At 72.5% G+C, this 23,594-nt stretch carries 21 protein-coding genes and 1 pseudogene; 12 read left to right on the plus strand and 10 right to left on the minus strand.

The features are described 5' to 3' along the window. Positions 1 to 80: 80 nt before the first annotated feature. A complete protein-coding gene (locus ADK36_RS20825; protein ID WP_053198610.1) occupies positions 81 to 986 on the minus strand; it encodes a LysR family transcriptional regulator in 906 nt (301 codons plus the stop codon). Positions 987 to 1,111: 125 nt separating this feature from the next. On the opposite strand from ADK36_RS20825, the gene ADK36_RS20830 reads away from it, so the two are divergent. Further along, positions 1,112 to 1,342 (plus strand): hypothetical protein, encoded by a 231-nt coding sequence (locus tag ADK36_RS20830; protein ID WP_048579163.1) that lies wholly within the window; start codon positions 1,112 to 1,114, stop codon positions 1,340 to 1,342. Between the two features lie 45 nt (positions 1,343 to 1,387). Here the strand turns inward: ADK36_RS20830 and ADK36_RS20835 are convergent, their stop codons facing one another. Further along, a complete protein-coding gene (locus ADK36_RS20835; RefSeq protein WP_048579164.1) occupies positions 1,388 to 2,371 on the minus strand; it encodes a TerC family protein in 984 nt (327 codons plus the stop codon). A gap of 232 nt (positions 2,372 to 2,603) precedes the next feature. Between ADK36_RS20835 and ADK36_RS20840 the strand changes: the two genes are divergently transcribed. The 5 genes from ADK36_RS20840 to ADK36_RS51470 all read left to right on the plus strand — a co-directional run bounded on the left by ADK36_RS20840 (position 2,604) and on the right by ADK36_RS51470 (position 7,461). Beyond that, entirely contained in the window at positions 2,604 to 3,590 is a 987-nt protein-coding gene (locus tag ADK36_RS20840; RefSeq protein WP_048579165.1) for an alpha/beta hydrolase, read from the plus strand. A gap of 87 nt (positions 3,591 to 3,677) precedes the next feature. Beyond that, entirely contained in the window at positions 3,678 to 4,682 is a 1,005-nt protein-coding gene (locus tag ADK36_RS20845) for a helix-turn-helix domain-containing protein (RefSeq protein ID WP_048579166.1), read from the plus strand. A 110-nt stretch (positions 4,683 to 4,792) separates the two neighbouring features. Next, a complete protein-coding gene (locus tag ADK36_RS20850; protein WP_053198570.1) occupies positions 4,793 to 5,224 on the plus strand; it encodes a MarR family winged helix-turn-helix transcriptional regulator in 432 nt (143 codons plus the stop codon). An 83-nt stretch (positions 5,225 to 5,307) separates the two neighbouring features. Next, a complete protein-coding gene (locus ADK36_RS20855; protein ID WP_053198572.1) occupies positions 5,308 to 6,501 on the plus strand; it encodes a CaiB/BaiF CoA transferase family protein in 1,194 nt (397 codons plus the stop codon). Between the two features lie 96 nt (positions 6,502 to 6,597). Continuing rightward, positions 6,598 to 7,461: a hypothetical protein gene (locus ADK36_RS51470; protein WP_048579168.1), complete on the plus strand. Its 864-nt coding sequence runs from the start codon at positions 6,598 to 6,600 to the stop codon at positions 7,459 to 7,461. Between the two features lie 13 nt (positions 7,462 to 7,474). On the opposite strand, the pseudogene ADK36_RS20865 reads toward ADK36_RS51470, so the two are convergent. The 7 genes and pseudogenes from ADK36_RS20865 to ADK36_RS20890 form a co-directional block, all read right to left on the minus strand. After that, positions 7,475 to 9,575 (minus strand): annotated as a pseudogene (locus ADK36_RS20865) (beta-galactosidase). A gap of 314 nt (positions 9,576 to 9,889) precedes the next feature. Continuing rightward, the gene (locus ADK36_RS20870; RefSeq protein ID WP_234329820.1) at positions 9,890 to 10,174 is read right to left on the minus strand and encodes a carbohydrate ABC transporter permease; all 285 of its coding nucleotides are present in this window, start codon (positions 10,172 to 10,174) and stop codon (positions 9,890 to 9,892) included. After that, positions 10,138 to 10,533 carry a LacI family DNA-binding transcriptional regulator gene (locus ADK36_RS46410; protein ID WP_338060786.1) on the minus strand — a complete coding sequence of 132 codons (396 nt, stop codon included), beginning with the start codon at positions 10,531 to 10,533 and terminating at the stop codon, positions 10,138 to 10,140. The genes ADK36_RS20870 and ADK36_RS46410 overlap by 37 nt, the downstream gene beginning before the upstream one ends. Positions 10,534 to 10,687: 154 nt before the next feature. Further along, positions 10,688 to 11,557 carry a fructosamine kinase family protein gene (locus tag ADK36_RS20875; protein ID WP_053198612.1) on the minus strand — a complete coding sequence of 290 codons (870 nt, stop codon included), beginning with the start codon at positions 11,555 to 11,557 and terminating at the stop codon, positions 10,688 to 10,690. 49 nt (positions 11,558 to 11,606) lie between these two features. Beyond that, the gene (locus ADK36_RS20880; RefSeq protein ID WP_048579169.1) at positions 11,607 to 12,062 is read right to left on the minus strand and encodes a (2Fe-2S)-binding protein; all 456 of its coding nucleotides are present in this window, start codon (positions 12,060 to 12,062) and stop codon (positions 11,607 to 11,609) included. A 22-nt stretch (positions 12,063 to 12,084) separates the two neighbouring features. Next, a complete protein-coding gene (locus tag ADK36_RS20885) occupies positions 12,085 to 14,184 on the minus strand; it encodes a xanthine dehydrogenase family protein molybdopterin-binding subunit (protein ID WP_048579260.1) in 2,100 nt (699 codons plus the stop codon). A 196-nt stretch (positions 14,185 to 14,380) separates the two neighbouring features. Beyond that, on the minus strand, positions 14,381 to 15,547 hold the full coding sequence (locus tag ADK36_RS20890; protein WP_053198614.1) for an FAD-dependent oxidoreductase: 1,167 nt from the start codon (positions 15,545 to 15,547) through the stop codon (positions 14,381 to 14,383). A 213-nt stretch (positions 15,548 to 15,760) separates the two neighbouring features. On the opposite strand from ADK36_RS20890, the gene ADK36_RS20895 reads away from it, so the two are divergent. Next, positions 15,761 to 16,357, plus strand: a complete 597-nt coding sequence (locus ADK36_RS20895; protein ID WP_053198574.1) for an AMIN-like domain-containing (lipo)protein — start codon at positions 15,761 to 15,763, stop codon at positions 16,355 to 16,357. A 61-nt stretch (positions 16,358 to 16,418) separates the two neighbouring features. On the opposite strand, the gene ADK36_RS20900 is transcribed toward ADK36_RS20895, so the two are convergent. Beyond that, positions 16,419 to 18,230: a helix-turn-helix domain-containing protein gene (locus ADK36_RS20900; RefSeq protein WP_053198576.1), complete on the minus strand. Its 1,812-nt coding sequence runs from the start codon at positions 18,228 to 18,230 to the stop codon at positions 16,419 to 16,421. A gap of 212 nt (positions 18,231 to 18,442) precedes the next feature. On the opposite strand from ADK36_RS20900, the gene ADK36_RS20905 reads away from it, so the two are divergent. The 5 genes from ADK36_RS20905 (at position 18,443) to ADK36_RS20925 (ending at position 23,578) form a co-directional block, all read left to right on the plus strand. Continuing rightward, the gene (locus tag ADK36_RS20905) at positions 18,443 to 20,188 is read left to right on the plus strand and encodes an FAD-dependent oxidoreductase (RefSeq protein ID WP_053198578.1); all 1,746 of its coding nucleotides are present in this window, start codon (positions 18,443 to 18,445) and stop codon (positions 20,186 to 20,188) included. A gap of 25 nt (positions 20,189 to 20,213) precedes the next feature. After that, the gene (locus ADK36_RS20910) at positions 20,214 to 21,074 is read left to right on the plus strand and encodes an intradiol ring-cleavage dioxygenase (protein ID WP_048579174.1); all 861 of its coding nucleotides are present in this window, start codon (positions 20,214 to 20,216) and stop codon (positions 21,072 to 21,074) included. Next, positions 21,071 to 22,156, plus strand: a complete 1,086-nt coding sequence (locus ADK36_RS20915; protein WP_048579175.1) for a maleylacetate reductase — start codon at positions 21,071 to 21,073, stop codon at positions 22,154 to 22,156. The genes ADK36_RS20910 and ADK36_RS20915 overlap by 4 nt, the downstream gene beginning before the upstream one ends. 45 nt (positions 22,157 to 22,201) lie before the next feature. Continuing rightward, positions 22,202 to 23,107 (plus strand): YceI family protein, encoded by a 906-nt coding sequence (locus ADK36_RS20920; protein ID WP_048579176.1) that lies wholly within the window; start codon positions 22,202 to 22,204, stop codon positions 23,105 to 23,107. A gap of 87 nt (positions 23,108 to 23,194) precedes the next feature. Then, a complete protein-coding gene (locus ADK36_RS20925) occupies positions 23,195 to 23,578 on the plus strand; it encodes a luciferase family protein (protein ID WP_048579177.1) in 384 nt (127 codons plus the stop codon). The last annotated feature ends 16 nt before the right edge of the window (positions 23,579 to 23,594 follow it).

Raw genomic sequence — 23,594 nt, forward strand, 5'->3', positions numbered from 1 at the left:
GAGCGCTCCGGCCCCTCTTCGCGCGGCGGTCCACCGCCGCTTCTCTCCCGGCGGGCCAGGCCGTCCCCGTTCCCCGCCGGTCACGCCACCGCCGTCGGCGCCAGCTCCCGCAGCTCCTCCAGCGCCGCCGCCACCGCGGGGCGCTCCCGGCAGCCCCGGCGCGTGCAGGTGAGCACCTTGCGGTGCGGTTCGCCCGCGCAGCGAACTCGGGTGATGGGAAGGTCCGGGGTCACCTGGGCCAGCCTCGGGATCAGGGCGACGCCGAGCCGGTGGGCGACCAGATGGGCGGTGACGTTCCAGTCGAGGGCGTGATGGATCACGTCGGGAGTGAACCCGGCCGCCCCGCACGCCGACATCACATGCGTGCGGCAGGGGCTCTCCGGCACCGGCGCGATCCAGTCCTCGTGCGCCGCCTCCGCGAGGTCGACGCGCCCGCGTCCCGCCAGCGGATGGCCGTCGGGGACGACGAGGTCGTACGGGTCGTCCAGCAGTGGCTGCTGGTCGAAGCGCGCGTCGCTCAGCGGCGGGTTGTGCGGCGCGACCTCCACCACGGCCAGGTCGGCCTCCCCCTCGAAGAGCCGGTCGAAGCTCTCCGGCACCCCCGTCTCCTGGAGCCGTACGGTCAGCCGCGGATACCGCTCCCGCAGCCGTACGGCCATGGGCGCCAGCAGTACCGAGACGGCCATCGGAAAGCCGCTCACGCGCAGTTGCCCGGCGGGGGCGCTGTACTCGGCGCGCAGGTCGAGCTCGGCCGCCTCCCAGCGCTCCGCGATCGCGTCGGCGTGCGCGAGCAGGCTCTCGGCGGCCGCGGTCAGACGTACCCCGCGGCCTTGCGGTTCGAGGAGGTCGACGCCCAGGTCGCGGGCCAGTTGGCGGATCTGCTGGGAGGCGGCGGACGGGGTGAAGTGCAGGGCGCGGGCGGCCGCGGTGACCGTGCCGTAGTGCGCCACGGCCCTCAGCACGTGCAGTCGGCGCAGGTCAATCATGAAGCCCACGCTTCAAGGTGGTGTCCGGAAAGTCAACCTGGACGTGCCAGGAAGGCGCACCGCACCCTTGGTGGTGTCGCGACGATCAACCGGCACGACCAGCCACCGAGGTACGAGGAGTCGCCATGACCAGCACGACCGGCACCGTCTGCCCGCACTGCGGGTGGCCCGACGGGGCCGAGCCCTACCAGGTGGTGTCCCGGCACACCACGGCGACGGGCAGCACGGTGTGGACGCGGTGCGCGTGTGGTTCGTTACAGGTCCGCAGCGTGGACGACCGCGGTATGCGCGTCGTCTCCCGCAGCCGGCCCTCCGGGACGCCCGCGGGGAGTCCGGCGGACTCGCCCTGCCGATGACGCGGCGATCCGGCCGTCACACCGGCGGGGACGAGCCCCTGCTCGCTATGCCACGTCTTCGGCCTCTGCCTGCTCCTGCTTCTGCTGCTCCTGCTTCTTCGAAGCGCGCAAGCTCGTCAGCGTCGTGACCGCCAGGACCAGCACGATGAAGCCGAGCGAGAACGGGATGCTGATCTCGGGGACGTGGACGCCGGACTCGTGCAGTGCGTGCAGCACGAGCTTGACGCCGATGAAGCCGAGGATGATCGACAGGCCGTAGCTGAGGTGGACCAGCTTCTTCAGCAGGCCGCCGATGAGGAAGTACAGCTGGCGAAGGCCCATCAGGGCGAAGGCGTTGGCGGTGAAGACGATGTACGGGTCCTGGGTCAGCCCGTAGATGGCGGGGATGGAGTCGAGCGCGAACAGGACGTCCGTGGAGCCGATCGCGAGCATCACGACGAGCATCGGCGTCATGATCCGCTTGCCGTTCTCGGTGATGAACAGCTTGGTGCCGTGGTAGCGGTCGGCCACGCCGAAGCGCTCCTCGGCCATCTTCAGCAGCTTGTTCTCCTGGTACTCCTCCTCGTGCTCCTCCTTGCGGGCGTCCTGGACGAGCTTCCAGGCGGTCCAGATCAGGAAGGCCCCGAAGAGGTAGAACACCCAGGAGAACGTGGAGATGATCGCCGCACCGGCCGCGATGAAGCCGGCGCGCAGCACGAGGGCCATGATCACGCCGACCATCAGGACGCGCTGCTGGTACTGCGAGGGCACCGCGAACTTCGCCATGATCAGAACGAAGACGAAGAGGTTGTCGACGCTGAGCGACTTCTCGGTGATGTACCCCGCGAAGAACTCGCCCGTGGGCCCGCCGCCACCGTAGAAGTACAGGCCGACGCCGAACAGACACGCCAGGACGACCCAGACGACCGTCCACGTCCCCGCTTCCCGGATGGATACGTCGTGGGGTTTGCGGCCGATGAAGAAGTCCACGGCGACGAGCGCGCACAGGGCCACGACGGTCAGCAGCCAGACAGAGAGGGAGACGTTCACGGGGAGTACTCCTGGTGCAGGTGGGACCTTGAAAGAGTTGTCGCCGCCGGTCATCTCTTCCACCCACAACTGGTGAACAACCGGCCATGTCCTGGCAAACTCCAGGTCATCTGCCTCACCCGCCGGACGGCGGGCAGGTTCCGCCGAACGGCGGCCCTCGGGCCGGGGCCGGCACGCAGATCATGGCCACAGAGCCGCCGGGCACGCAGGTGCCCCCGTGTGAGGAGAAGCCATGACCCAGGTCCCGCCGCAGGTCCCGCCACCGTTCGATCCCGAGCTCGCCGGCGCCCTGGAACTCATCAAGGACGTGATCTCGCCCGGCCTCACGATGGACGAGATAGCCGACGTCCGGCAGGGTGCGGGAATCCAGATGCTGGCCGAACTGGATCTGACCCTGGACGGTTTCTTCGAGGTCGAGGACCGGGCGGTGCCGGGCCCGGCGGGTGCCCCCGAGATCTCCCTGCTGATCTGCCGGCCCGCCGCCCCCGCGGCAGTCGGCCCTCGGCCCGTGATCTACCACGTCCACGGCGGCGGGATGATCCTCGGCAACAACCGCGTCGGCGTCGACGCCGCCCTGGACTGGGCGAAGGAACTGGACGCGGTCGTGGTGTCCGTGGAGTACCGGCTCGCGCCGGAGCACCCGCACCCGGCGCCGATCGAGGACGTGTACGCCGGCCTGGAGTGGACGGCGAAGCACGCCGCCGAGCTCGGTGGCGACCCGCAGCGGATCGTCGTCGCCGGTGCCAGCGCCGGCGGCGGGCTGTCCGCGGCCCTGGCCCTGCTGACCCGGGACCGCGGGGGCCCTGAGCTGATCGGCCAGCTGCTGATGTGCCCGATGCTGGACGACCGCAACGACAGCCCGTCCACGTACCAGATGGCGGGCCTGGGCGTCTGGGACCGTACGGCGAACGAGACGGGCTGGACGGCGTTGCTCGGTGAGCGCCGCGGTGGGCCCGACGTCCCCGCGTACGCGGCGCCCGCCCGCGCCGAGGACCTGTCCGGGCTGCCCCCCGCCTTCCTGGACGTCGGCTCCGCGGAGACCTTCCGGGACGAGGTCGTCGCCTACGCCTCCCGGATCTGGCAGGCGGGCGGGGTGGCCGAGCTGCATGTGTGGCCCGGCGGCTTCCACGGGTTCGACGGCTTTGCTCCGCAGGCGGCGCTCTCGCAGGCCTGTCGGCGGGCGCATCTGGCGTGGCTGAGGCGGCTGTTGGGCCAGTGAGGCACGCCTGAGGGACCGCCCACTCGTCCGCCGGGTTACGCGGCGGGACCCTACCCGCCGCTTGACCGCATGCCGCACCATGGGCCTATGAAAGAGCTGGCCGGACGCCTGACCGCGCTCGACCCGGACGCCGGGGCCGCCGTTCGCGTCATCGCCTACTTCGATCGGCTCGCCGAGTCCCGGGCCGGGCTGGAGGCGCTGGTGCGCGGTGCCGCCGTACTGGCCGGGGTGCCGGCGCGGCTCGTGGAAGCGGACCGGCGGGTGCGGGTGCGGGTCGAGGCCGACGGGACGCGTCGGGACAGCGCTCCGCCACCGGATCCAGGGTGGCCGTCCGCCCCGCTGACGCCGGGCGGCTCTCCCGCGCTGTGGCTGGAGCGGGCTCAGGGCGCGGAGCCCAGTGTCGTCGACGCGGTGATCCTGGAGCGGGCCGCCGGTGCCGTACGGCTCGTACTCGACCGGACTCGCGGGCGGGCGCCGGCCGATGATCCGGCGCTGGTCGAGACCGTCCTCGACGCCACGGCTCCGGAGGCGGCGCGACTGCACGCGGCCCGTCGGCTGGGGCTCGACCCCGCCGTACCGGCCCGCGTCCTCGCCCCGCTCGACGGCCGGCCCAGGATCGTCCCCGCGCAGGGGGACGCCGAGCCGCCCGTCGGCCGGGTGGGCGTGGGGCCCGCCGTACCGGCGCTCCAGCTGCCGCGGTCCTGGTCACAGGCGCGCGTCGCGCTCCGGTTCACGGCCGAGGGCACCGCCCAGGACCCCGGTCCCCGCGTCGTGCACGCCGACGAACTCGGCGATGTCGCGCTCCTCGCCGACCTCGTCGTACCGGGCGCGGAGCCGCCGCCCGATGTGCACGCCGTGGAGGCTGCCGCGGCGGCCGCGCCCTGGCTGCTCGCCACACTGCACGCCGTCGCCACGACGGTGAGCCTTCGGGCGGCGGCGGCCGAGATCAACGTCCACCACTCCACGCTCCAGGAGCGGCTCGCGCAAGCCGAGCACCTGCTGGGCTGGCCGCTGCGCACTCCGCAGGGGCGGTTCAGGCTGGGGCTGGCACTGGCGATGCGGCATCTGGTGCAGAATCAGCGCGAACAGTAGCGGAGCAGCAGCAGGTCATTACTTGCACGCGCGCACTATGCGCGACAGCCGGAAATTTCACACATGCCCTATCCTGGATGTCACTCACCTCGGGACAGGAGACCGGCGCCATGACCGCAACAGATCCCGCGCTCACCGCGCTCGCCCAGGGCTGGTGCGCCCTTTCCCTGCTGCACGGCAGGATCGAGGCGCACATCGAGCGCGCCCTTCAGGCCGGGCACGATGACGTCCTCAGCCGCCAGCACAGCGGCGAAGGCGGCCACCTCCAGATGAAGCAGGTCGCCGACGCCGTCGTCCTCAGCCAGAGCGCCACCACCCGACTCGTCACCCGCCTCGAAGACCGCGGCCTGCTCTCCCGCTACCTCTGTCCCACCGACCGCCGCGGCATCTACACCGACGTCACCGAAGCAGGTCTCGAACTCCTCGAAGCGGCACGCCCCACCAACGACACGGCCCTGCGCCAAGCCCTCGACGAAGCCGCGAAGAACCCCGAACTCGCCCCGCTGGTCAGGGCGGTGGAGACGCTCCGCGTACCGGTCTGACCCCGGCAGATCAACGAAAGGCGCAGGTCAGGGGGCAAAAGCGCCATTGACAGCGGTCGGGCGGGGTCGTAGAACTGGGCCCTATGATCGCGTCGCAGCTACCCCTGTCCGGCATCACGGTGGTCAGCCTCGAACAGGCCGTGGCCGCCCCCTACGCCACCCGGCAGCTCGCCGACCTGGGCGCACGCGTGATCAAGGTGGAGCGGCCCGGGGGCGGGGACTTCGCCCGCCGGTACGACACGACGGTGCACGGCACGTCCAGCTATTTCGTGTGGCTCAACCGGTCCAAGGAATCAGTCACGCTGGACTTCAAGAACCCCTCGGGCCGCGAGATCCTCGACCGACTCCTCGACGGCGCCGACGTGTTCGTGCAGAACCTCGCGCCGGGCGCGGCCGACCGCCTCGGCCTGGGTGCCGAGGCGCTCGCCGAGCGGTGGCCGCGGCTGATCCCGTGCACGATCTCCGGGTACGGCACGTCCGGGCCGTGGGCCGACCGCAAGGCGTACGACCTGCTGGTGCAGTGCCAGACCGGACTGGTGTCGCTGAACGGCACACCCGAGGAGACCGCCCGGGTCGGCATCTCCGTCGCCGACATCGCCGCAGGGATGTACGCGTACAGCGGCATGCTCACCTCCCTGTACACCCGCGCCACCACCGGCAGGGCCCACCCGGTGGAGGTGTCCCTGTTCGAGGCGCTGGCGGAGTGGATGGGCCAGCCCGCCTACTACACCCGGTACGGCGGCAGCCAGCCCCCGCGTCTGGGCACCCAGCACGCCACCATCGCGCCGTACGGCACCTTCCCGGCCGCCGACGGCAAGGAGGTGCTGTTCTCCATCCAGAACGAACGCGAGTGGGCCGCCCTGTGCGCCCGGTTCCTGGGCCGGCCCGAGCTGACCGACGACCCGCGTTTCGCCACGGGCTCCGCCCGCGTGGCCCACCGCGACGAACTCAACGCCATCGTCGCCGAGCGCTGCGCCCGCTCCGACGCCGAGGAGATCCTCAAGGACCTGGAGTCCATCGCCATCGCCTGCGCCGGGGTCAACGACGTCGCCGCGTTCCTGGACCACCCGGTCCTGGCCGCGCGCGGCCGCTGGCGGGACGTCGCGGTCCCCGGCGGGGCGATGGTGGAGGCCCTCCTCCCGCCTGCCGACCTCACCGGTCTGTCCGCGCGCATGGACCCGGTACCGGCGGTGGGCGAGCACACCGAGGCCATCCTCCGTGAACTCGGCCGTACCGGCGCGGAGATCGAGGCCCTGCGCGCCGACGGCGTCATCTGACGTCCGGCCGAACGCCGCGCCCCTTTCGTGCGTCACAGTGTCGGGCGGCGCCGGCACCGCCCTCACCGCCTCGTCACCGTCCGCTCTGGGGGATCCATGCGTACGACCAGCTCACGCACCGTCGGGATACTCACCGCACTGGGCCTGTTCGCCGCCGGGTGCGGCGGCGGCGCGGCAGACGCCGGCACCTCCGAGCCGGCGCCGGACACCGGGCCGCGCGCCCGCGAGGTCGCCAGGGCCTGGGAGGGTTCACCGGCCGCCGAGAACTGGCGCAAGGGCTACCACCCGGTGGCCGACCCGGTGCAACTGCCCGAGGACGCCTTCCACAACGACGCCGACAAGGAGGCGTACACGAGCCAGAACTTCGAGCTGCGCGGCGACCTCCCCGAGACCCCGGCGAAGGACGCGCGGGTGACCTGGCGGAACGGTGACTCGCTCACGCTGCCGCTGATGAGGGCGCGGGAGGCTTACGAGCAGCTGGACCGCAACAGTTCCCCCGGGCCGCGCCTCACGGTGACCGGGGCGAAGCTGGGCGAGACGACACTGGCCACCAGCCGTGGCCCCGCCACCGTCCCGGCCTGGTTGTTCACGCTCGACGGCTACGACACCCCCCTCAAGCGGGTCGCCCTCGCCCCCTCGAAGCCGCCCAAGGCACCCATCGGACCGGTCGGCGACCTCGGCAACGACCTCTGGGAACTCGGCAAGGTGGTCGAGGTGGCCGCGGACGGCCGGTCCGCCACCGTGCTGGCCCACCACGGGGCCTGCGACGACGGGCCGGCCGTGGACGTGCTGGAGACGGACGGCAGTGTGGTCCTGTCCGGTTACATGGTCGGGCAGAAGGAGGGTCCCTGCACGGCCCAGCTGCTGGCCAAGAAGGTGACGGTGGAACTGGGCCGCCCGCTCGGCGACCGGATCCTGCTGGACGCGTTCACCGGCCGACCGGTGCGGGGCACGGACTGAGTCACCGATCCCGTCAGCGCTCCTGGAGGACCTTCACATCCCAAGGGCCCTCGCGGGCTGGCTGCGCCGGCTGCGCGGCCACGGCCGGGTACTTCGACGGAATACTCGGCACCGGACAGCGCGTCTCGCACCGCCTCGGGCACGGGAACGGTCACCGGCTCCCACGACCAGTTGTGCAGGAAGCGGACCCGGCGGCCGTCGCGGGACCTGGCCGAGGTCGACGTGACGGACGGGTGTGGCCGCTGCCGGACGCCGGCGGCGGCCGGAGCCGCCCACTGGAGGAGGGCCCGCGCGAAGGCCGGGTTCGGGACGGTGCCGACGTAGGTGATGCGGCCGGCGCCGTGGCGGTGGGTGGTGGCGGCGGGCCAGCGCCCGAAGTGCGGGTGCTCGTATGCCGCCAACTCCTCGGCACCGCCCTGTGGTTGCAGACCGTCCGCCCAGTGGAGTGCGTGCGCCTCGGGCGGGAGGGCGAGGGCGCCCGTACCGGTCACGGGGAGCGGGGCGTCCAGGTTGCTGAACTCGTCGTACGTCACCCCGGCCGCCTCGGCGAGGCGCGCGGGCTGGACGTCGGTGCGGGCGCGCGCCTCGTGGTCGCCGTAGGCGGTGCGGGGGCCGAGCACCAGGTGGCCGCCCTGCTCGGCGTATGCCTTCAGCCGGTCGACGGTGGCGTCGGCGGCGGCGTAGTAGGCGGGGACGACGAGGACCGACGGCAGTTCGGTGTCGGGGAGCTGGCCGGGGTGGAGGATGCGGGACTGGAGGCCGGCGTCGAAGGCGCCCCGGTAGAAGGCGTCGAAGACGGTCTCGTACGACCGGTCGTCCGGGCCGCGGTCGGGCCTGGCCAGCGGTGGCTGCGCCTGCAGGGCCCACTTGCTCGGGCCGTCGTAGAGGAAGGCGACGTCGGCGTCCGGGGTGAGGGACGCGACCAGGTCGCCCGCCGCCTCCAACTCCTCGCCCAGCGCGGCGAGTTCGCGGTAGACACGGCCGGGTCGGCCGTTGTGCGGGAGGATGCCGCCCCAGTAGGTCTCGGCGCCGAAGTGCAGGGTGTGCCAGTGCCAGTACTCGATCATCGAGGCGCCGCGCGAGATGAGCGCCCAGGCGGCCTGGCGGTACTGGCCGTCGTATGCGGGACGGTTGTTCCACGGCCAGCTGATGGCCTGCGCGTTGGTCTCCGTGACCAGGAACGGCTCCTGGCGGGAGGAGTACATGCGGTCGGCGCTGCGGTAGAGCGCCCAGGTGCCGTTGGTCGTCCAGTCCTGCCCGGAGCGGTTGCGGTCGGGCAGGGCGAGGGCGTCCTGCATCGTGTAGTACGGGTTGCCCGCGGTGACGTCGAGCCGTTCGGTCAGCTTGTCGTCCTCGACGGCCTGGCGGTCGTAGGAGATGCAGGTGGTGACGAACTGGCCGGGGTGGGCGTACTCGCGCACGATCTCGGCCTGCCAGGCGATGAACTCGGTGGTGAGCCGGGCCTGGAAGCGCCGCCAGGCCAGGTCGTACTGCGGCTGGACGTTGCCGTCGGGGGTCCACAGGTCGGCCCAGGTGGACAGGCGGTGCGACCAGTAGACGAGGCCCCATTCGCGGTTGAGGGTCTCGACGTCGCCGTACCGCTCGCGCAGTTCGTCGGTGAAGCGCTGGAAGACGCCGTGGTTGTGGAAGAGGTGCAGGCCGGGTTCGTTGTCGACCTGGAAGCCGATCACGGCCGGGTGGTCGGCGTTCCGGGCGACGATCTTGCGGATGATCCGCTCGGCGTGGAAGAGGAACGCCGGGTGGGTGAAGTCGACCTCCTGTCGGGCGCCCCAGCCGTGGCGCTCGCCGGTGCGGTACTCCCCCGCGATCTCCGGGTACTGCCGGGCCAGCCACCCCGGCACCGCGTACGTCGGCGTCCCGAGGATCACCGAGATGCCGCGCTCGTGGGCGCCGTCCAGCACCGGCTGGAGCCAGTCGAGGTCGAAGCGGCCGCTCGAAGGCTCCCAGGTCGACCAGACGGACTCACCGACCCGGATCACGGTGAAGCGGGCCTCGGCCAGCGCGAACCACGGGCTGCCCAGCCCGGTCTTGACGAGGACCACGAACAACGGCACGAGGATCACCGCGAACGGGATGGACAGCGAGCTGAACATCACGCCGAACAGCAGTCGTCGGCCGGCGAAGCGGAACTTGGCGAAGCCGTAGCCGGCCAGGGCGCAGACGAAGACGGACACCACGGTGGCGGTCAGGGCGACGACCGTGCTCATCAGGAACCAGCGCCAGAACGGCTGTCCGGAGAACAGACGCTGGTAGTTGTCGAGGGTGAACGGGTCGGGTACCAGCCTGGGCGGGTAGCCGAAGATGTCGCCGCGCAGCTTGAACGAGCCGCTCAGCGCCCACAGGAGGGGGGCGAGGAAGGCCAGCGCCAGCAGGACCAGTACGCCGTACAGCGGCACGCGGTTGCGCGTCATGAGGTCCTCCCGATGCCGAGGAGACGGTTGACGAGTCGGCTCAGACCGAAGACGAGGACGAAGAGCACGACGGCCGCGGCGGCGGCGTAGCCGAACTGCTGGCGCTGGAAGGCGGCCCGGTAGACGAACATCGTGACCGAGAGGCTCGACTCGGCCGGCCCGCCGCCCGTCAGCAGGTACGGCTCCTCGAAGATCTGGGCCGCGCCGATGAAGGACGTCACGATGACGAAGGCGGTCACCGGCTTCAGGGCGGGCAGGGTGACGGTGGTGAAGGTGCGCAGGCGTCCCGCGCCGTCGAGGGCGGCGGACTTACCAGATGGCCATCGGCAGTCCGATGACCCTCCAGGGTGCTGGCCAGGGCGAACGAGTACCCGGCCCGCTGCATCGCCCGCTCCAGCGCGATGAGCAGCGTCGACGGCCCGTACAGGGCGGTGCCCAGCGAGACGACGCCGATCCGCCGGTACCGGCCGAGGAGCAGGGCACGCGCCGCGTTGTTCGGGCGGTAGTCCAGCTCCCGGATGGTCCGCAGGACGCGGTCGCGCACCTGCGGGCTGACGTGCGGCTCGCCGTTGACGACCCGCGACACCGTCTTCTGGGAGACGCCTGCGGCACGGGCGACCTCTGTCATCGTCGTCGCCATAGGAACTCCCGGATGGTGGCGGGTCGATGGGCCGACGACTACGTAGTCGGTGGCGGCGGCAGCCGTGTACCGCCACCTTGACTACGTAGTCAGGCCGGTGTCGGGAGTCGGCCGCGCCCAGTCAATGGTTCGTGCGTCGCCAATGGTTCGCGCGTCAACGAGTGCGGAGAATCGTCCTCGCCGCCGTGAGGGCCTGTTCCGCGTAGCCGCGGCCGAAGAGGACGGCGTGCACCAGGAGCGGGAAGAGCTGGTGCAGGGCGATGCGGTCGGCCCAGCCGTCGGCCAGCGGGGCCCGCTGCTGGTAGCCGTCCAGGATGTGGTCCAGGTGGGGGCAGCCGAAGAGGTGGAGCATGGCCAGGTCGGTCTCGCGGTGGCCGCCGTGCGCGGCCGGGTCGATCAGCCAGGTGTGCCCGTCGGCGCCCCACAGGACGTTGCCGTTCCACAGGTCGCCGTGCAGTCGGGCGGGCGGCTCGGCGGGGCCCGCCAGTTCGGGGAGCCGTTCGCAGGCCAGCTCCAACTCGGCCGCCTCCGCGCCGCGGACCGTGCCTTCGTCGACCGCGCGGCGCAGATACGGCAGCACCCGGTGCTCCGCGTACCAGCGGGGCCAGTCGGCGCCGGTGACGTTGCGCATCGGGGCGAGCCCGATGTACGCGTCCTCGGGACCGCCGGGCGGTGGGGCACCGAACGCGGGTGCGCCGGCGGCGTGCAGTGCGGCCAGCTCGCGGCCGAAGCGCTCCGCCGCCTCGGCACCGGGCCGACCGGTCGCCACCCGGTCGGTGACCAGCCACCGCTCGTCGTGGCCGTGCAGGGCCGGGACGCGGACGGCACCTGCCTCGGCCAGCCAGCGCAGCCCGGCCGCCTCGGCCTGTGCGGCGCGGTGGCCGTCGCCGCGTTTGACCATCACCACACGCCCGCCGTCCAGCGTGACTTCGGCGAGCGCCGCGGACAGGCGGCGCCGGCCGGTCGCCGGCAGGCCGGTGAATCGAGCGGCCGTGGCACCCGGGTCCTCGGAGCTGTTCTGCACGGCGATCAGGGTACGGGGGCCCACGGCCGGGCTGAAGCCACCGGGTCGGTCAGCTACCGGCGGCCGCCTTCGTGATCGCCTCGCGGATCCGGGAGTACGTGCCGCAGCGGCAGACGTTCTCGATCCGGTCGATGTCGGCGTCCGTCGGCCGGGGTGTCTTCTTCAGGAGGGCGGCCGTGGCCATGATCTGGCCCGGCTGGCAGAAGCCGCACTGGGCGACGTCGCAGTCGAGCCATGCCTGTTGCACCGGGTGGAGCCGGTCGCCGTCGGCCAGGCCCTCGATGGTGGTGACCTCGCGCCCGGCGCAGTCGGCGACCGGGACGACGCAGGGCTGGATCTCCTCGCCGTCGAGATGGCTGGTGCAGGCGCGGCAGGCGCCCACGCCGCAGCCGTACTTGGGGCCGGTGACGTTCAGCAGGTCGCGCAGCACCCACAGCAGGGGCATGTCGGCGGGCGCCTCGACGGTGACCCGCTTCCCGTTGAGGGTGAAGGAGTGGGAGGGCATCGGTACCTTCTCTTCGGGTGGCTCAGAAGTTCAGCGGGAAGCGGCGCGGCTTGGTGCCGGTCGCCCGGGCGTAGGCGTTGGCGACGGCGCCGGCGGCGGCCGGGACGCCGAGTTCACCGGCTCCGCCGGGGTCGCGCCGCGAGGGCAGGATGTGCGCCTCGAAGTGCTGGGGGGCGTGCCGCTGGCGGGCGTAGTGGAAGTCGGCGAAGCTGCTCTCGCGGACTGCGCCGCGGTCGATGTGCAGGCCGGCGCGCAGGATCGTGGAGATCCCGTCGACGGCGGTGCCCATGAGCTGGGCCTCAAGTCCGCGCGGGTTGACGGCCGTTCCGACGTCGGCGGCCATCACCACCTTGGTCACCCGCGGGTTCTTCGGATCGACGGCGTCGATCTCGACCAGGCAGGCCACGGCGGAGTCGTACTCCTCGTGGACGGCGACGCCCTGGGCGTGGCCCGCCGGCATGGTCCGGCCCCAGTCCCCGGCGCTCGCGGCCTTGTCCAGTACGGCCTTGACGGTCTTGCTGCGCAATGTCGTGCGGCGGAAGGCGACCGGGTCCTTGCCGAGGCTGCGGGCGACCTCGTCGACGACGATCTCCTCGGCGGTGCGCACCGTGCCGGAGTCGACCGAACGCCAGGCGCCGAGGGGGATCGCCAGGCCGACCGAGCCCGAGTCGCCGGAGAGGCGGCCGAAGTTGTAGAGGCCGCTGTCGCTGGGGAGCGGGGCCGCCGCGGGGGCGCGTACGGCGGAACGCGCGCCGCCTTGCGTGGACAGCCCCTGCTTCTCGGAGGATTCACTGACCGAGGCCATCGCGTGGGCGAAGGCGACGACCCGGCCTCCGTCATGGCTGGCCCGGATCCGGTGCTGGGACGCCGGGCGCATCCTGCCGTGCCGGATGTCGTCGGTCCGGCTCCACATCAGCTTGACCGGCCGGCCCGCCTTCTTGGAGATCAGGGCCGCCTCGATCGCGGCGTCGTAGTTCAGGCGCCGCCCGAACGAGCCGCCGCCGCGCACCACATGGACCCGCACCTTGGACACCGGCAGGCCGATCGCCGAGGCGATGTCCTCTCGCGCGGACGTCGGGGTCTGGGAGGAGAACCAGATCTCGGCCCGCCCGGCGCGGACGTCCGCCACGGCGGTGAGCACCTCCATGGGCGCGTGGCTGACGAAGGCGAACTCGAACTCGGCCTCGGTCTGCGCCGATCCGCGCGGCGGCGTCCCCAGCTTCGGGACGGCGGCGCGCAGCCGGGAGCGGATCGCGGAGTCGGAGAGGTCCGCCAGGGGGCCCGGCGCCCACTTGATCCGGAGGGCGTCCCGGGCCTGGAACGCGTGGTGGAAGGTCTCCGCGACCACGGCGACACCGCCGTCGATCTGCACGACCGCGTGCACACCGGGCAGGGCGCGGGCGGCGCGGGAGTCCAGCGAGACGACCTTCCCGCCGATCGTCGGCGGCCGGGCCACGACCGTCGGCCTGGCTCCGGCCACCGTGAGGTCTCCGGTGTACTTCGCCTTGCCGGTGATGATGTCGCGGGCGTCGATCCGGGTCGTGGGCCGCCCGATCACCCGGTGCTGGGAGGCGGGCTTGGGCTTGGTCGACACCGTGGGGCGCGTGATCCGGGCGGCGCTCCTGGTCAGCGATCCGAAGGTGGCCGACCGCCCGTCCGGCGCGAAGACCCTGGTGCCCCGGGTGCGCAGGGTTCGCGCGGGGACGTGCCAGCGGCGGGCGGCCGCCGTCACCAGCTTGGCGCGGGCGGTGGCGGCCAGTTGCCGGGCCGGTCCGTACAGCGAACTGACCGAGCTGGAACCGCCGGTGAACTGGTTGCCCTCGCTGCGGGCGTCGGCGAGCGGGATGTCGACGTCGGCGAGCCGGGCGTCCAGCTCCTCGGCGATCATCATGGCGACGGCGGTGGTGACGCCCTGGCCGACCTCGACGCGCGGCAGCCTCACGATGACCTTGTTGGCCGGGGTGACCTCCAGGACCAGCATCTCCGCGTCGGTGCCGGTGACCAGGACGTCGGACGGCCTGCGGTCGCCGTCCGCGGGTTCCTCGGCGCCCTCAGCGGTTGCGCCGTCGCAGCCGAGGGGCGCGGCGACGGTCAGGGTGGTCGCCGCGAGCGAGTAGACCACGAACTGTCGACGGGACAACTGACGGGCCAACACGCGCTCCTCTCCGCGAACCCGGGTCGGGGTCCGGGTCGGTTCGACCTGTATGAGGGGCCGATGCCCGCCGGGGTTGCGCCGGTTGGCCGCTGCATCGAATTACGGTGCGAGCCACCTCCGGTGCGGTCCCCTTGGGACGCCGTCCGCTCACGACTCGGTGCGCTCACGACGCGGTGCGCCAGAGGTCGGTGCCCCAGTCCAGCTGTCGTATGAGTGCGTCGTCGCCCGGCCGTTCCGCGCTCGCGCCTCGGGGAGCCGGGCCGGGGCCGGGGCCAGGGCCCGAGGGAGTGTGGGTGCCTCGGGAGATGTTGCCGCTGACGGTGATGTTGTGTTCCACGCGAGGGCGGCGAAGCCGCTCGTAGAGGGTGAGCGCGGCCTCCGTGTCCGGCGCGTCCCGCAGGGACTTGGCGAGGACGACGGCATCCTCCAGTGCCATCGAGGCGCCCTGCCCGGTGGCCGGGGACGCCGCGTGGGCCGCGTCGCCGATGATCAGGGTCCGGCCGGAGCGCCAGGGCGTCCCGGTGGGCAGTTCGGTGGCGTTGGTGACCATGAGGCGGTCGGGGGTGGCCGCGACGAGGTCCGCGGCCGGGGTGGAGTCCTTGCGCAGCAACGGCAGCAGCAGGTCACGCCAGCGGGCGGGGGTGCCCTCGGCGATGGCGTCGGCGGCCAAGGGTGCGTCGGTGACGCGCGCGAACCAGTACGTCTCCCCCTCCGGTGACACCGCGTACCCGAAGGCGACGGAGCTGCCGCGCACCATGGTGATGGTCTCGGGGCGGCCGGCTGCGGGCGCGTCGCCGGTATAGCCGTAGAAGACGTACTGCCCGGCATAACCCGGCCGTGCGTCGGGGGAGATGAGCCGGCGGACCGTGGAGTTCAGGCCGTCGGCGCCGATGAGCAGGTCACCGGTCGCCGTGGTGCCGTCGGCGAAGTGGGCGGTGACGGCGTCCGGGCCGTCCTCGACCGACGCGAGGCGCGCGCCGTGGCAGATGCCGATGGCCCGGCGCGCGACCTCGGCCTGGAGGGCGGTGTTGAGCTCGCCGCGCCGCAGGCATTGGTACCGCAGGTGCGGGGTACCCGCCTCGCCGAGCGGCACCTGGGCCAGCTCGGCCCCCGTGTCGTCCAGGACTCGCATCGAGGTCAGCGGGAAGCCGATCGACGTGACCGCCTCCGAGGCGTCCATCTGTGTCAGGGCGCGCATGCCGTTGCTCGCGAGCGTCAGGAACGCTCCGATGTCCTCGGCGGAGTCGGGGTGCGCCTCGTACACGGTGACGTCGAAACCGGCTTTGTGCAGCGCGAGAGCCGCTCCGGTCCCGGCGATCCCACCGCCCATGACGATCAACCGCGTCACGTCGCCCCCCTGGTACGCGTGCGGCCCCCGTCAGCAGCAGCCGTCCTTCGTGGAACGCCCCGCGCCCGGTGCGGGTTCCCGAGCGGGCCGCCGATCGTTGTACAGCCCGGACCGAAGAACTCCGGAACGGTGCAACCATTCCGCCGACCCGAATGTCTTGCCTAATATCAGACACACACCCTTCTAGGGGATGAAATGGGACGAAACAAAACCGCATGGGCGACGACCACCGCGCTCATGGTCGCCACGTTGGGCGTGGCGGCGGTCCCGGCCGATGCCACCACGACCACCACCACGTCGACCACCGCGCAGACCACGGCCTGCCCGACCGGCTGGGGCAGCGTGGCCAAGACCCGCTCCGCCGCCACGACGGAGTCGCTGACCGATGTCAGGACCGGCAGGCACGCCTGCTTCGACCGCATGGTCGTCGACGTTCCCGGCGCGGGCACCAGCGGCCTCGGCTATACCGTCAGGTACGTCAGCCGCCTCTACCAGGACGGTTCGGGCCACCACGTCCCCGTCGGCGGCGGAGCCGTCCTCGAGGTACGGGTGGCCGCCCCCGCCTACGACCCCGACACGGGGCAGCCCACGTATCCCGTGCGGGCCGGTGAGCGCCTGAAGGGCGTGAACCTCACGGGATACCGCACGTTCCGGGACGCACGGTTCGTCGGCAGCTTCGAAGGGGACACGCAGATCGGGCTCGGCGTCCGGGCACGGCTGCCGTTCCGGGTGTGGGTGGCGACCGACCGGGTCGTGATCGACGTGGCGCACAACTGGACCGGGGCGCGCTGAGGCCGGGGCCCACAGGGCAGCGGGAGATCAGCGCTTCGGGGAGATCAGGCCGGCGGGAAGATCACGGCTTCGGGGAGATCAGCGCGTCCCGCCCCTGATACTCCCGCAGCTTTCGGTAGAGGGTGGCCCGGGCGATCCCCAACGCCGCCGCGGCGCGCGCCTTGTTGCCGCCGTGGCGGCGCAGCGCCTCCAGGATGGCCGCCCGCTCGGCGAGCTCCATCGGGCTGAGGTTCCGTCCCGCGGGTCCCTCACGGACGGGGTCCGGCAGTTCGCTCCGGCGCACCGGCCCGCAGACCCGTCGCTGACTCGCCACCGCCCGTACGAGGTGCGCGAGTTCGGTGACGTTCCCGGGCCAGGGATGCCGCTCCAGCGCCCGCAGGGCGTCCAGCGTCCAGGTCAGCGGCGGGCTGCCGGGGACCGGCCTGGGCGCGAGGGCGGGGAGCAACTCCCTGATGTCCTCGGGGCGTTCCCGTAGCGCGGGCAGGGTCACCGAGCGGGCGGCGAGGGTGTCGAGGAGGCGCTGCAGGCAGGGGCCCGGCGGGGTTGCGGGGGTATAGGTGACGACCAGGCGCACTCCCGGGCGCTCGGCCAGGAGGGAGTTGAGGGCGGCGACGTCCGGCTGGGCCAGTCGTTCGGCGTGGCGCAGCACCAAGGGGCGGTCACCGGCCCCTTCCCAGCCTTGGGCCGGGGGGACCCCCATCTCGCCGCGCTCGTCGTCCCGGAGGCCGAGTTCGGGTGATTCGGCGGCGTCCACGACCAACGGGGCCGTGCCGTCGAGCAGTTCGAGGGCGAGCGCGGTCTTGCCCGTTCCCCGCTCGCCCACGATGAGCAGGGGCCCCGTGTTCCGGGCCAGCGCCGCCGCCCGCGCGACCGCGTGCCGCCACGGCACCGAGCCGCCCACCAGCGCGCCCGCCGCACGCGGCAGCGCCGGCACCGACGCCGAAACCGGCTCCACGGGCCGCGGTTCGAGCACGGCGACCAGACCCACGGCGCGCCCCTCATGCCGTACCGGACTGATCTCGACGGTGCACCCGGCGTCCTCGGGAAGCGAGATGTCGTACGCCTCACCGCTCCCGCTCCCGCTCCCGCTCGCGCACCCGCTCCCCCACGCCCGTGCGCCCCCCTCCAGCGCCTCCAGCACCTGCGGCGAGGCGAGGCGTGTCGCCGCCTCGCTGACCAGGCGGTTTCGGCCGTCCAGTGCGACGACGGCCCGCTCGCGGCCCCGCGCGGCCCGCTCATAGGCGTCGAGCAGGGCCCGTTCCGCGGTACGCGCGCGTGCCCGCAGTTCCGCTTCCACCGCCGTGGCGGCCGCCTCGGCGAGGGCGGCGCCGGGGTGTGGGCGGCAGCCGGGGCACAGGCCGGAGGCGATCGTCACCGTGCCGAGGACCTCTTCCGTTTCCGGGGCGAGCAGCGGCACGCTGACCGCGGAGACGTCCTGCCATACGTCGAGGAAGTGCTCGGGGCCGTGCACCTCCGCCCGGCGCCGGGTGCGCAGGGCGAGCGCTGCGCTGTTGTGACCGACCTCCCGCTCGGACAGGTCACGGCACGTGTCGTCGCCGGGCGCGCTGCCGGCCGACCACAGCACCCGCAGCCGCTCGTCGGTGAGCACGAGGGCCGACCGTCGTCCGGCGTCGACGGCCGGGGCGATACGGGTGAGGGCCGGACGCGCAGCCTCCAGCAGGGGCGAGTCGACCGGGTGGGCCGACTCCCTCACCGAGCCGTCGAGATCGGGCCGTACGCCGAAGAACCGGGCGCGTCGCCAGGCCGCGACGACGTCCTCCGGAACGCCGTCCGGGAGCGGGCGCCCCGTCAGAAACCGTTCGCGAGCATGGCGGAGCGGGGCGAGGGCGGGAGGATGCTCGGTCGTGGTCATGGCGCTGTTCACCGTAGCGGGGGCGGCACGCCGGGAGCGACGGCGGACTGTCTCGTATTGAGACACCCACGACCGGCCGCAGCGCTCCATGATCTTGAAAGGGCCGGAGTCCGCACCCGTCTCCCTGTCATGTCTCCTGCCTCGTCCGCCGCCTCTCCTGCTCTCCTGCTCTGCTGTCCCATCTTCTGTCTCATCTCCTGGAGCGTTCCGTCGTGCACACCGTTGTCGAGACCGACGTACTGATCGTGGGCAGCGGCCCGGCGGGCGCGTCGGCCGCGCTCGCCCTGAGCACCTACGGCGTGCGCAACATGGTCGTCACCCGGTACGCGAGCCTCGCCGACACGCCCCGCGCGCACATCACCAACCAGCGGACCATGGAGGTGCTGCGCGATCTCGGCGTCGAGGACGAAGTGATCGCCAAGGCCACGCCGCAGCACCTGATGGGCAACACGACCTTCTGCACCAGCCTGGCCGGCGAGGAGCTCGGCCGGGTGCGGTCCTGGGGCAACGACCCGCTGGTGCAGGCCGCGCACGAACTGGCCAGCCCGACCCGCATGTGCGACATGCCGCAGCACCTGATGGAACCGGTGCTGGTGAACGCGGCGATCGCCCGCGGTACCGACCTCCGCTTCAGCACGGTCTACAAGTCCTTCGTCCAGGACGAGGCCGGTGTCACGGTCACCGTCGAGGACCGGCTGCGCGGCGACGAGTACACGATCCGGGCCAAATACCTGATCGGCGCCGACGGCGGCCGCTCCCAGGTCGCCGAGGACGCGGGGCTGCCGATGGGCGGTCAGATGGGCGTCGCGGGCAGCGTCAACATCGTCTTCGACGCGGATCTGAGCAAGTACACCGCGCACCGCCCCTCCACCCTCTACTGGGTGCTGGCGCCCGGCGCCACGGTCGGCGGCATCGGCGCGGGCCTGGTGCGCTGCGTGCGCCCCTGGAACGAGTGGCTGATCGTCTGGGGCTACGACGTGAGCGCCGGCGCCCCCGACCTCACCGAGGAGTACGCGCTCTCCGTCGTACGGCAGCTGGTCGGCGACGACGAGATACCGGTGACCGTCAAGTCGTCCTCGGCGTGGACCGTCAACGAGATGTACGCGGAGACGTACGCCAACGGCCGGGTGTTCTGCGCCGGTGACGCCGTGCACCGCCACCCGCCGTCCAACGGGCTCGGCTCCAACACCTCCGTCCAGGACTCCTACAACCTGGCCTGGAAGCTGAAGCTCGTCCTCGACGGCGTCGCCTCGCCCGGCCTTCTGGACACCTACAGCGTGGAGCGCGCGCCGGTCGGCAAGCAGATCGTGACCCGCGCCAACCAGTCCATCGCCGAGACCGCCCCGATCTTCGAGGCGCTCGACGGGCTCTCGCCGCAGACACCCGAGCAGCTGTGGGCCAACATCGCCGCCCGCAAGGACGCCACCGAGGCGGCCTCCAAGCAGCGGGCGGCGTTGCGCGAGGCGATCGCCTTCAAGGTGTACGAGTTCAACGCGCACGGCGTCGACCTCAACCAGCGCTACACCTCCGCCGCGGTCGTCCCCGACGGCACGCCCGACCCCGGCACCGCCCGCGACCCCGAGCTGCACCACCAGCCCACCTCCCGCCCCGGTGCCAAGCTCCCGCACGCCTGGATCACCTCCGGGACCCGGACCCTGTCCACCCTCGACACCGTCGGCAAGGGCCGCTTCACCCTGCTCACCGGCATCGGCGGCGAGGCGTGGGGGCGGGCCGCCGCGGCCCAGCCCCTCGACGTCGCCACGGTGGTCGTCGGACCGGGCCAGGAGTACGAGGACCCGTACGGCGACTGGGCCGGCCTGAGCGGGATCTCCGACGCGGGCGCCCTCCTCGTACGCCCCGACGGGTACGTGGCGTTCCGGCACGCCGACGCGGCCGGGGACGAGGACGCCGAACGGTTGCTCACGCGGGCGCTGCGGCGGATTCTCGGGCACGGTTGACATGAGGGCCCAGGAAGGAGCCGGCATGGGTGGCGACGACACGACGGTCACGGACGAGGTGGTCGCCAGTCTGCGGGGCACGGACGATCCTCGGCTGCGGGAGCTGCTGACGGGGCTGGTCCGGCATCTGCACGCCTTCGCGCGCGAGACGCGGCTGACACAGGAGGAGTGGGAGCGGGCGATCGGCTTCCTGACGGCGACCGGGCAGGCCTGCACGGACACCCGGCAGGAGTTCATCCTGCTCTCGGACGTGCTCGGGCTGTCGATGCTCGTGGAGACCATCAACGAACGGCAGGGCCCCGGCGCCACCGAGTCGACGGTCCTCGGCCCCTTCCACATGACCGAGTCGCCGGTGCGCGGGCTCGGCGCGGACATCGACCTGGTGGGCGGCGGCGAGCCGTGTGTGGTGAGCGGACGGGTGCTGTCCCGGGACGGCGGTCCGCTGCCCGGTGCGGTCGTCGACGTGTGGCAGGCCGACGGGAACGGCTTCTACGACGTGCAGCAGCCTGACGTACAGCCGCCGGGCAACGGGCGCGGCCTGTTCACCGCGGACGACGAGGGACGGTTCTGGTTCCGTACGTGTGTGCCGAGCCCGTATCCGATCCCGACGGACGGGCCGGTCGGCGGGCTGCTGCGGGCCACGGGCCGGCATCCCTACCGGCCCGCGCACATCCACTTCATCGCCTCGGCCGCGGGGCACACCCCGGTGACCACGCACATCTTCGTCGAGGGCAGTGAGTACCTGGACTCGGACGCGGTGTTCGCGGTCAAGCCCGGCCTCGTGACCGACTTCGCCGCGGTCGACGACCCGTCGGCGGCGCGGGAGTTCGGCGTGCCGAACCCCTTCCGGCAGGCCCGCTTCGACCTCGTGCTGGAGCGGTCGTGAAGGACGCCCTCGACTTCTCCTACGAGGCCCCGCCCGTGCGGGTCGTCTTCCGGCCCGGTGCCGCGGTGTCGGCGACGCCGGGTGAGGTCGAACGGCTCGGGCTGCGGCGGGTGCTGGTGGTGTGCGGGGAGCGGGGCGCGGACACCGCGCGGGCGGTCGCCGAGGCGCTCGGCCCGGCCTGCGCCGGGGTGCACGACCGGGCCCGGATGCATGTCCCCGTCGAGGTCGCCGACGTGGCCGTCCAGGCGGGTCGCGCGGCCGCCGCCGACGGATGCGTGGCGGTCGGCGGCGGCTCGTCGATCGGGCTGGGCAAGGCGATCGCCCTGCGCACCGGTCTGCCGCTGATCGCCGTGCCCTCCACCTACTCCGGCTCGGAGATGACGCCGGTCTGGGGCCTGACCGAACACGGGGTCAAGCGCACCGGCCGCGACCCGAAGGTGCTGCCCCGCAGCGTGGTCTACGACCCCGAGCTCACCCGGTCCCTGCCCGTACCGCTCTCCGTGACCAGCGGCGTCAACGCCGTCGCGCACGCCGTCGAGGCCCTCTACGCCCCCGACACCTCGCCGCTGGTGGCACTGATGGCCGAGGAGGGCATTCGGGCGATGGCGCGGGCGCTTCCGGAAGTGGCCGCGGAGCCGACCTCCCCGGAGGCCCGCGGCCGCGCGCTGTACGGGGCCTGGCTGTGCGGGTCCTGTCTGGGTGCCACGACCATGGGCCTGCACCACAAGCTGTGCCATGTCCTGGGCGGCAGCTTCGGACTGCCGCACGCCGAGACGCACACGGTGGTGCTGCCGTACGCCCTGGCCTACAACGCTCCCGCCGCCCCGGAGGCGACGGACGCCGTGGCCCGCGCCCTCGACGCGGCCGATGCGCCGACCGCCCTGTGGGAACTCGCCGGACGCCTCGGCGCGCCCCGCTCCCTCGCCGAACTGGGCCTGACCGAAGCCGACTTGGCGACAGCCGCCGCACAGACCGCGGGCCAGGCGGCCTACGCCAACCCCCGCCCGGTGACCGCCGACGGCGTGCTCGCCGTGCTGCGGGCGGCCTACGCGGGCGTACCGCCGACTTCGGCCGCCCGCTGACGTTCCCCCCACCCCATCCCCCTGCCTCAAAGAAAGGTGATCAGCATGCCCCTCGGTCTGCTCAGGAGGCGTCGCCCCCGAGGGACGCCGGGTCTCCCGTTGTCACCCGTGCCGGCCGGGGCGGGTCTCGTGGGCCGCGAGGTCGTGGATCCGGTGGGGCTGCCGATGCGCGGCGCCGACGTGACGGTGACCGCGCTGGACTCGCACCAGGTCGTGGCGTCCGGTACGACGGACCCGTACGGCCTCTTCTTCGCCGCGCTGCCGCCGGGCCGCTACAGCCTCATGATCACGGCCGAGGGCCTGACACCGCACCGGGAGCCGCTGGAGGTCGTCGCCGGTCCGCCACAGCATGCCGTGCGGGTCCAGCTGACGTCCGCCCGGCAGCTGGAACTGCCGACGCCCGGCACCTGGTTGTTCGACCCCCCGCATACGGCGATCCGGTTCATCGCCAAGCACGTCGGCATGGCCCATGTCCACGGCCGCTTCGAGCGGTTCACCGGCGGTATCCAGGTGGCACACGACATGGCCGAGTCGCGGGTGTCGGTGCGCATCGACGCGGCCAGCATCACCACGGGCAACAACACCAGGGACAACCATCTGCGTTCGGCCGACTTCCTGAACGTCGAGCGCTATCCGTACATCGACTTCGCCAGCACCCGTTTCGCCTACCGGGGCGGCGCCAAGTGGACGCTGCACGGCTCGCTCACCATGCACGGTGTCAGCCGTTCGGTGGAACTGGACACCACCTACCTGGGTTCGGTCAACGGCGGCTACGGCGAGGAGCTGCGGTGCGCGGCGCTGGCCAAGGCGGAGCTGCACCGGGAGGACTTCACCCTGAACTGGCGGAGCATGCTGGCGCGCGGTATCGCGGTGGTCGGGCCGACGGTCCAGCTGGAGCTGGACGTACAGGCGATGTACCGCACGCACGACACCCCGACCCCGCCCGACTAGGCCGCGTTGGCCGAGAGGTACCTCACGCCACGGTTACGAATCGCTCAACCTCTGGTTGCGAAGCGATGATCGGGTGACTATGGGGACATGACACTGGCCCAGCGCGCCTTGGAACAACTGGAAGTCTGGCCCGACCTCAGCTCGGGCCCGGCCAGTTGCGGCGCAGGGCGGGCACTGCGCTCCGTCCACAGCGAGATCGTGCACTTCCACTCCGACCGGGACGTGGACCTGCACCTGACTTCGGCGGCCATCGGGCGGTTCCACGACGATCTCCAGGAGTCGACCGCGATCCGGCTGGTCCCGGGCTCGGACTGGGTGACCGTGCATCTCGACTGCGACACCGACGTCGATCTGCTGATGAGCCTGGTCAGCGCCGCGCTCAAGGCCCATCAGAACCGCCCCTCCCCCGCCGGGCGCACGGCAGGGGACGAGTGCAACTTCCGTCGCGTGACGGTGCTGCCCCGCGGTTAGCGCAGGTGCGGGCGCG

This window comes from Streptomyces viridochromogenes (genome assembly GCF_001270495.1).
In the GTDB taxonomy this organism is placed as follows: Bacteria; Actinomycetota; Actinomycetes; order Streptomycetales; family Streptomycetaceae; genus Streptomyces; species Streptomyces viridochromogenes_A.

What these genes read in the sequence shown, in the direction of transcription:
- ADK36_RS20920 (WP_048579176.1), top strand. Translation starts at nt 22,202, where the DNA reads ATGCCCCTCGGTCTGCTCAGGAGGCGTCGCCCCCGAGGGACGCCGGGT.
- ADK36_RS20855 (WP_053198572.1), top strand. Translation starts at nt 5,308, where the DNA reads ATGATCGCGTCGCAGCTACCCCTGTCCGGCATCACGGTGGTCAGCCTC.
- ADK36_RS20890 (WP_053198614.1), bottom strand. Translation starts at nt 15,547, where the DNA reads ATGGGCGGTGGGATCGCCGGGACCGGAGCGGCTCTCGCGCTGCACAAA.
- ADK36_RS20825 (WP_053198610.1), bottom strand. Translation starts at nt 986, where the DNA reads ATGATTGACCTGCGCCGACTGCACGTGCTGAGGGCCGTGGCGCACTAC.
- ADK36_RS20840 (WP_048579165.1), top strand. Translation starts at nt 2,604, where the DNA reads ATGACCCAGGTCCCGCCGCAGGTCCCGCCACCGTTCGATCCCGAGCTC.
- ADK36_RS20845 (WP_048579166.1), top strand. Translation starts at nt 3,678, where the DNA reads ATGAAAGAGCTGGCCGGACGCCTGACCGCGCTCGACCCGGACGCCGGG.
- ADK36_RS20880 (WP_048579169.1), bottom strand. Translation starts at nt 12,062, where the DNA reads ATGCCCTCCCACTCCTTCACCCTCAACGGGAAGCGGGTCACCGTCGAG.
- ADK36_RS46410 (WP_338060786.1), bottom strand. Translation starts at nt 10,533, where the DNA reads ATGGCGACGACGATGACAGAGGTCGCCCGTGCCGCAGGCGTCTCCCAG.
- ADK36_RS20925 (WP_048579177.1), top strand. Translation starts at nt 23,195, where the DNA reads ATGACACTGGCCCAGCGCGCCTTGGAACAACTGGAAGTCTGGCCCGAC.
- ADK36_RS20850 (WP_053198570.1), top strand. Translation starts at nt 4,793, where the DNA reads ATGACCGCAACAGATCCCGCGCTCACCGCGCTCGCCCAGGGCTGGTGC.
- ADK36_RS20910 (WP_048579174.1), top strand. Translation starts at nt 20,214, where the DNA reads ATGGGTGGCGACGACACGACGGTCACGGACGAGGTGGTCGCCAGTCTG.
- ADK36_RS51470 (WP_048579168.1), top strand. Translation starts at nt 6,598, where the DNA reads ATGCGTACGACCAGCTCACGCACCGTCGGGATACTCACCGCACTGGGC.
- ADK36_RS20900 (WP_053198576.1), bottom strand. Translation starts at nt 18,230, where the DNA reads ATGACCACGACCGAGCATCCTCCCGCCCTCGCCCCGCTCCGCCATGCT.
- ADK36_RS20895 (WP_053198574.1), top strand. Translation starts at nt 15,761, where the DNA reads ATGGGACGAAACAAAACCGCATGGGCGACGACCACCGCGCTCATGGTC.
- ADK36_RS20830 (WP_048579163.1), top strand. Translation starts at nt 1,112, where the DNA reads ATGACCAGCACGACCGGCACCGTCTGCCCGCACTGCGGGTGGCCCGAC.